We start from the raw sequence: 6,676 nt of genomic DNA, 5'->3' as shown, positions 1-6,676 counted from the left end.
AGCACGTACACGCCGACCGGGTACTCCTCGGTCTTGGTGAACAGCTCGATCTGCGCGATCGTCTGGTTCGCGAAGGAGTTCGACATCACGAACGACGGGTGACCCGTCGCGTTGCCCAGGTTCAGCAGCCGGCCCTCGGACAGCAGGATGATGGTGTGGCCGTCGGCGAAACGCCACTCGTGGACCTGGGGCTTGATCTCGGTCCGGACGATCCCCGGCAGCTTCGCCAGACCCGCGATGTCGATCTCGTTGTCGAAGTGACCGATGTTGCCGACGATCGCCTGGTGCTTCATCTGCTCCATGTGCCTGGCAAGGATGATGTCCTTGTTGCCCGTGGTGGTGATGAAGATGTCCGCGATCGAGACGACGTCCTCCAGGGTGGTGACCTGGTAGCCGTCCATCGCCGCCTGCAGCGCGCAGATCGGGTCGATCTCGGTGATGATCACGCGGGCGCCCTGGCCGCGCAGCGACTCCGCCGAGCCCTTGCCCACGTCGCCGTAGCCGCAGACCACGGCGACCTTGCCGCCGATCAGCACGTCGGTGGCACGGTTGATGCCGTCGATCAGCGAGTGCCGGCAGCCGTACTTGTTGTCGAACTTCGACTTGGTGACGGCGTCGTTGACGTTGATCGCCGGGAACAGCAGCTTCCCGTCACGGTGCATCTCGTACAGCCGGTGCACACCGGTGGTGGTCTCCTCGGTGACACCCTTGATCGTGGCCGCCATCTCCGACCAGGGGAGGGAGGAACGACCGAGCAGCTCCAGGACGAGTGCGTACTCCTCGTTGTCGGCCGTGGACGGGTCCGGCACCTGGCCGGCCTTCTCGAACTCGACGCCCTTGTGGATCAGGAGGGTCGCGTCGCCGCCGTCGTCCAGGATCATGTTCGGGGTCTGGCCGTTCGGCCAGGTCAGCGCCTGCTCGGTGCACCACCAGTACTCCTCCAGCGTCTCGCCCTTCCAGGCAAACACCGGAACACCGGCCGGGTTCTCCGGCGTTCCCTCCGGACCGACCGCGATGGCGGCGGCGGCGTGGTCCTGGGTGGAGAAGATGTTGCACGAAACCCAGCGGACGTCGGCACCCAGTGCGACCAGGGTCTCGATCAGGACAGCGGTCTGCACGGTCATGTGCAGCGAACCGGTGATCCGCGCACCGGCCAGCGGCTTGGTGGCCGCGAACTCCTTGCGGATCGACATCAGACCGGGCATCTCGTGCTCGGCGAGCTGGATCTCCTTGCGCCCGAAGGCGGCAAGCGAGAGGTCGGCGACCTTGAAGTCGTCGAAGGCGGGGCGCGACATGGGCAGGCTCCAAGCAGGGGTGAAAGGGCAGGACGGATCGACGGAACAGCCCAACGGGGCGTGGGTGATCCGGAGTTGACGGAAGATCGGCCGAGCTGGGCCGGAGCGGTCAGTGCTGCGGGGCGAGGCCGGCGAAGTCCTCGACCGTCAGGACGCCGGGCAGGTCCCGGGCGCGGGCCAGCACGAGGGTGCCGAGTGCGATGTCGAGCGAACCGAGGCCGAAGGGTGCGTAGACCGCGGTCCGTCCGGGGGTGCGCTTCCAGTCGCCGGTGAGCAGGTCGCCGACCGGGCGGACGTCCTCCTCGGCGACCACCCCGGCCTCCACGGCCAGGGCCAGCGAGGTCTTCTCCCGCAGCGAGTGCGAGACCTCGTCCACCACGTGGTCGGCACCGGCGAGCGCCTCGGGCGTCAGGTCGCGGAGCGACATGTGCAGGACGATCGCGTCGGCGGCGAGGCCGTCGAGGCGGTCCAGGTGCGGGGTGATCGCGGTGGTGGCCAGCAGGACCAGGTCGGCGTCCCGCAGGGCGTCGGCCGCCGAGTCGGCCACGGTGACCCGCAGGCCGTCGTGGTCGGCCGTGAGCTCCTGGACGAACTCCCCGGCCCGCTCGGCCGAGAGGTCGAAGACGGCCACCTCGTCCAGGCTCCAGCCGTCGGCGAGGAAGGTCTGCACCGTGGTGGCGGAGATGTATCCGGTGCCGAGCACCGCGAACTTCGTTGCCCGGCGGGCGCCTTCGGTGAGCGCGTCGGCGCCGACCAGGGCGGACAGGGCGGTCCGGAAGCCGCTGATCCTGGCCCCTTCGAGCAGGGCCACCGGGAATCCGGTGGTGGTGTCGTTGAGCACGATGGCGGCCGAGGCGCGGGGGAGGCCGAGCCGCAGGTTCTCCGGGAAGCTGGAGATCCACTTGATGCCCATCGCGGGCACCGGTTCCGGCACGTACGCCGGGAGGGCGATCACCCGCTCGCGCGCCTCGGGGTCGGGGCGCAGGAAGGAGCTGTCGGGGTTGACCAGCCGGCCCTGCGCGCTCTGGATGTAGACCTCCTCGACCAGGCGCTTGGCCTCGGCGTGCGCGCTACGGAGGACCTCGTCGACCAGTCGGCCGGGTACCACGGCCAGGTCGGGTGCGGTGCTGCTCACGGATTCTCATCTCCTGTGATCCTCGGTCTCCCCGGGCTACTTCCACAGGGAGAACTTCTTGGTGAGGGGGTCGAGTTCGTCGCGTCGGCCGAAGGCGGCCACCGCGTAGTACTCGATCTCCTCCTCGGTGGTGCCGGCCATCCTGACCAGCTGTTCGGCGAAGGTGTCCCCGGTCATCGCCGAGGTGAAGTCGTTCACCAGCAGCCCTGCTGCCAGCGCCTCGCCGCGGAACCGCCGCAGGCCGGCGGCCCGGCCCTCCAGCACGATCAGTGAGAGGCCCGAGACCGGTCCGTGCGAACTCCCGTCGGCGTCACGGAAGTCGAGGAACGACATCTTTCCGGCCAGCTCCGGACTGTTCGCCGCAGCGGCGGCCGCCAGGCCGAGCGTGCTGTGCGCGACGGCGTTCAGCGCGACCCCGGTGGGCAGTTTCGCCTTGAGGACCACGGCGAACTTCCAGTCGGTGTCGACGGCGGACGGCTCGGTGAACAGGTCGGACACGGGGACTCCTTCGTGGGCATGGGACTTGGGACGTGGAGCTGGTGCGCGGAGGTGGTGCGTTCAGGGCGCGAGGTAGAACTCGGCCTCGGCGAGCACGGCGGGGTTGAGCCGGTAGCCGGGCCGGCCCTGGAGCAGCCCGTCCGGTTCGATCCCGATCTCGGTCGAGCGGGTGAACTGCTCCTGGCAGGCGATCCGGAACCGCCGGACCACCTGGGCGATCGCGCTGGCGGACCGCCCGGTACGGGCGGCCAGCTCGGCCGCCGGGACGTACGGGACCTCCCGCTCCTCGGCCCGGGCCGCCCGCAGGTCCCCGGCCAGTTCGCGGAAGATGGCCAGCAGGGCGGGCGGGGTGCTCTCGTAGATCATCACGCCGTTGATCCACAGGCTCTCGCCGTAGACGGCGAGGTCGAGCTCGGTCCGCTGCTCCCGCCAACTCCGGTGACCCTGGCGGAAGATGCCGAGAGCCGGCAGAAAGTCGGGTACCCGGTACAGCGATCGGGCCCCGAGGTAGCCGGCCAGCACCGCCTGCAGCCCGGCCTGCGGCGGCACCTGGAGGGCGGCCACCACCGCCTGCAGCGGACGGGCCACCCGCTCGCGCAGCTCCCCGAGGTGCTGGGAGAGCCAGGCAGCGGTGGCGGCCTTGCCGTAGAGGGCGAAGTGCAGCATGCCCCCGTCGAGCAGCGCGATGTCGGCCTCCTGGTCGAGCCCGGCCGCGCGGAGCCGTTCGTGGAGCTCCGTCGCGGACCGGATCAGATCCGGCGACCTGAGCCGGAGCTGACTGGCCAGCAGCATCCCCCGCCAGCGGACGTGTGCGGTCAACAGCACGGCCGAGCCGGGGAGTTCGCCGGTCACCTGGTGGGCGAGCCGGCGGAAGATCTCGGGGTAGGGCGAGGACAGGTACCCCTGCCAGCCGAACGAGAAGAGGTCCACGGCCGCGTTGAGATCCCGCTCGGAGTGGGACCTCGCGTACGACAGCAGGCTCTCGCTCACCCGGACGTACCGGCGCAGCAGCGCGCGGTCGTCCGGGGTGAGCCCCTGCGGGCCCATCGTGGCGGAGTCCACGAAGGAGCTGTAGCCACCGCTTCGGACGTCGCCGAAGTGGAAGGCGAAGGCGGTGTCCGCCAGGACGGGGAGGTCCCCCGCCTCGGCGATCACGCCGTCCACGTACCGGCGCTGGGCGTCGGCCGTCCGGGCGGCGGCCTCGGTGTCACCGGCCGTCAGCCGGGCGATGACGAGGTCCGCGTACAGCCAGGCCGCATCGGCGTAGTAGGAGAATTCGCGGTACTTCTCCAGGCTGGCCTCGAAGGGATTCAGTGCGGCTTCGGGCCGGCCGGATTCGCACTCCGCGAGACCGCGTCGCCAGGTGATGAACGAGGTCTCCAGGAAGAGTCCGCTGCCACCACCGAGGCTGAGTTCGCGGGCCAGCCCGGAGAATGCCTCCGGGAATACCGAGTCGGCATATCCGGGCCAACCCTGACTGATGTGGTCGGCCACTTCAACGAGCTTTTCGAGGGATTTCTCCTCGGCGCCCTCGTAGAGCCGGGCGATCGCTTCCTTGATGCGCGGAAGAACTCGCCCGGTGTAGAGAATGGAGGTATCCGCGTATCGGTCGGCGACCTCTCGCAGGACGGCCGGCGGAAGGCCCGCGCCGGTCCGGACCGAACAGATCCCGGCCAGGCAGAGCAGCATGGCGAGATCGTGCTCGTCGGTCCGGTGCAGGATGCTCTCGGAGAGGTTCTCCAGCTCTGCCAGGGCCGGGACGAGCGTCGAATCGCCCGCCGTGGCGCAGTCCTGGAGATTGCGGCTGATCTCTGAGATCCCCTGCATGTCGGCCCTTCGGTACGCGGATCCGCCGCTTTCGGACTTTTCGCGGATCTCGGACAGTTCTGAAACTATTTCACGCAACTCCTGAGAGGATAGCGCCCGGCAGATGTTCCGGGGTAGCCGGAGCGAGGTCGTCGGCCGGGAGTTCCACGCCGATCGAGCGGAGCCAGGTCTCGCTGTAGATCGTACTGGCGTACTTGTCACCGCTGTCCGCACAGAGACACACCGCGAGCTCGATCTCCGGATGCATTTCCAGATATCGCACACAGGCCGCCACCACCGATCCGGCCGAGGCGCCGATATGCAGCCCGGCCGATCGCTGCACAAGTCGGCAGTAGTGCGCCGATTCGCTGATGCTGGCGATCTCCAGCTGGTCCACCAGGGAGCTGTCGAGGAAGGTGGACGGCCGGCTCGCGCCTATTCCGGAGAGGTGCCGTTTGCCGGGACTGCCGTGGAAGGCGATCGAGCCCTCGATGTCCACCGCGATCATCTTCGTGGCGGGTGAGGCCGAGCGGAAGAACTGGCTGAGTCCGGAGAACGTCCCGCCGGTGGAGATCGCCGCGAACACCGCATCGGGCGCGCGCGGCAGCTGGCGGAACATCTCCGGGCCGGTCATCCCGCGGTGAATCGCCGGATTCTCGGGGTTGTCGTACTGGTTGGTCCAGACATAGGAGCTGTCCTGCTCGCGCAGTTCGGCGATCCGGTCCAGCCGGGAGAGCAGATAGCCCCCGGACTCGTCCCGCTCGGTCACGGTGATGATCTCGGCGCCCAGATCATTGAGGCGTTCCAGGCACTCCGCCGCGATCAGCGGGTCGACCACCGCGGTGAAACTCACCCCGAGATAGCGGGCCAGCATCGCCAGGGCGATCCCCAGATTCCCGGAGGTGGACTCCAGGAGCCGCCCGCCGGGCTGCAGTTCACCCGACTCGACCAGGGCGCGGACCAGCCCGAAGGCGGTCCTGGCCTTGATCGAGCCGGCGACGTTGTGCCCCTCGAGCTTGAGGTGGATGACACGGGGCCGACCGCCGACGGTCAGCGTGACGGGCAGTACGGGCGTCGGTCCGAGAAGCGCCTCGAAGTGTTCGAGCCGCTGTTTCATCGACATCACGCCTGATCCCTTCCGTCCGGTCAGACCGAGGGGGTCGCGTAGACGATCCAGTTGTCGTGGGTGTGCGGGTAGGGGCGGAAGTCGCCGTGCGGCGGGTCGTCCCAGGAGACCCGCTCCAGTGCGAGGATCTCCCAGCCGTCGAAGAGCGCCCGGATCTCCTCCTCGCTGTAGTACTTGAAGAGGGTGTCCTTGTAGGCGAAGGTGTTCGGCGCGATCTCCTCGCCCTCGCCGTAGGTCTGGTCCTCGGGGGTGAAGGCGTTGGTCACGAAGATGCCGCCCTCGACCAGCAGCCGGCGGGCCTCGGTGACCAGCGAGCTCGGGTCCTCGATCTGGCCGAACACGTCGAAGCAGGTGACCGCGTCCACCGAGCCGTCGATGAGCGGGAGTTCGGTGGCGTCGGCGCGGAGCAGGAAGGAGCGCTGACGGATGATCCGCTTGGCGTTCTGCAGACCGGTCGGGGCGATGTCCACACCGAGCGCGGTGAAGCCGGCGTCGACCAGCGCGGCCAGGTTCCGGCCGTCGCCGCAGCCGAGGTCGACCACGGTGCGGACCTCGCGGGCGGAGAGCGCCTTGATGGCCTGGGGGATCACCGGGATCGGGTCCTCCTGCCACAGCGGGGCGTCGTCGGTCTGCTGCTGGTAGGCCGCCTCCCAGCCGTACTGGAGCTCCTTGTAGGAGACATCGGTGGTCATTGTTACCTCCAAGATCGGTGGTGCGCCGGGTGGTTCGCGGGTCGGGCTGCGTTCCCGCCCGCCCTCAGAGCCTGCGGGAGGTCCGCCAAGCGACGACCAGGCGTCGGCCAAGCGGCGGCCAACC

The 6,676-nt window shown here is 69.0% G+C and carries 6 protein-coding genes; all 6 read right to left on the bottom strand.

The features are described from left to right. Nucleotides 1-1,295: adenosylhomocysteinase (ahcY, locus tag ACXJMZ_RS29455; RefSeq protein ID WP_457033081.1), on the bottom strand; the 1,295-nt coding region annotated here is incomplete at its 3' end. 109 nt (nucleotides 1,296-1,404) lie between these two features. Continuing rightward, nucleotides 1,405-2,430 (bottom strand): 2,3-diaminopropionate biosynthesis protein SbnB, encoded by a 1,026-nt coding sequence (locus ACXJMZ_RS29450; protein ID WP_457033080.1) that lies wholly within the window; start codon nucleotides 2,428-2,430, stop codon nucleotides 1,405-1,407. A gap of 36 nt (nucleotides 2,431-2,466) precedes the next feature. After that, nucleotides 2,467-2,928: a DUF2000 domain-containing protein gene (locus ACXJMZ_RS29445; protein ID WP_457033079.1), complete on the bottom strand. Its 462-nt coding sequence runs from the start codon at nucleotides 2,926-2,928 to the stop codon at nucleotides 2,467-2,469. Between the two features lie 60 nt (nucleotides 2,929-2,988). Continuing rightward, nucleotides 2,989-4,755 (bottom strand): hypothetical protein, encoded by a 1,767-nt coding sequence (locus ACXJMZ_RS29440; protein ID WP_457033078.1) that lies wholly within the window; start codon nucleotides 4,753-4,755, stop codon nucleotides 2,989-2,991. Between the two features lie 70 nt (nucleotides 4,756-4,825). Next, nucleotides 4,826-5,857 carry a pyridoxal-phosphate dependent enzyme gene (locus tag ACXJMZ_RS29435; RefSeq protein WP_457033077.1) on the bottom strand — a complete coding sequence of 344 codons (1,032 nt, stop codon included), beginning with the start codon at nucleotides 5,855-5,857 and terminating at the stop codon, nucleotides 4,826-4,828. Between the two features lie 23 nt (nucleotides 5,858-5,880). After that, nucleotides 5,881-6,552: a class I SAM-dependent methyltransferase gene (locus ACXJMZ_RS29430; protein WP_082598205.1), complete on the bottom strand. Its 672-nt coding sequence runs from the start codon at nucleotides 6,550-6,552 to the stop codon at nucleotides 5,881-5,883. Nucleotides 6,553-6,676: the final 124 nt, after the last annotated feature.

This window comes from Kitasatospora sp. P5_F3, from assembly GCF_054049135.1.
Note: the sequence above shows the minus strand (reverse complement) of the source record. Positions and strands in the feature narration are given on the sequence as shown.

Coding starts and splice junctions, on each gene's coding strand:
- ACXJMZ_RS29440 (WP_457033078.1), bottom strand. CDS start 4,755: ATGCAGGGGATCTCAGAGATCAGCCGCAATCTCCAGGACTGCGCCACG.
- ACXJMZ_RS29435 (WP_457033077.1), bottom strand. CDS start 5,857: ATGTCGATGAAACAGCGGCTCGAACACTTCGAGGCGCTTCTCGGACCG.
- ACXJMZ_RS29430 (WP_082598205.1), bottom strand. CDS start 6,552: ATGACCACCGATGTCTCCTACAAGGAGCTCCAGTACGGCTGGGAGGCG.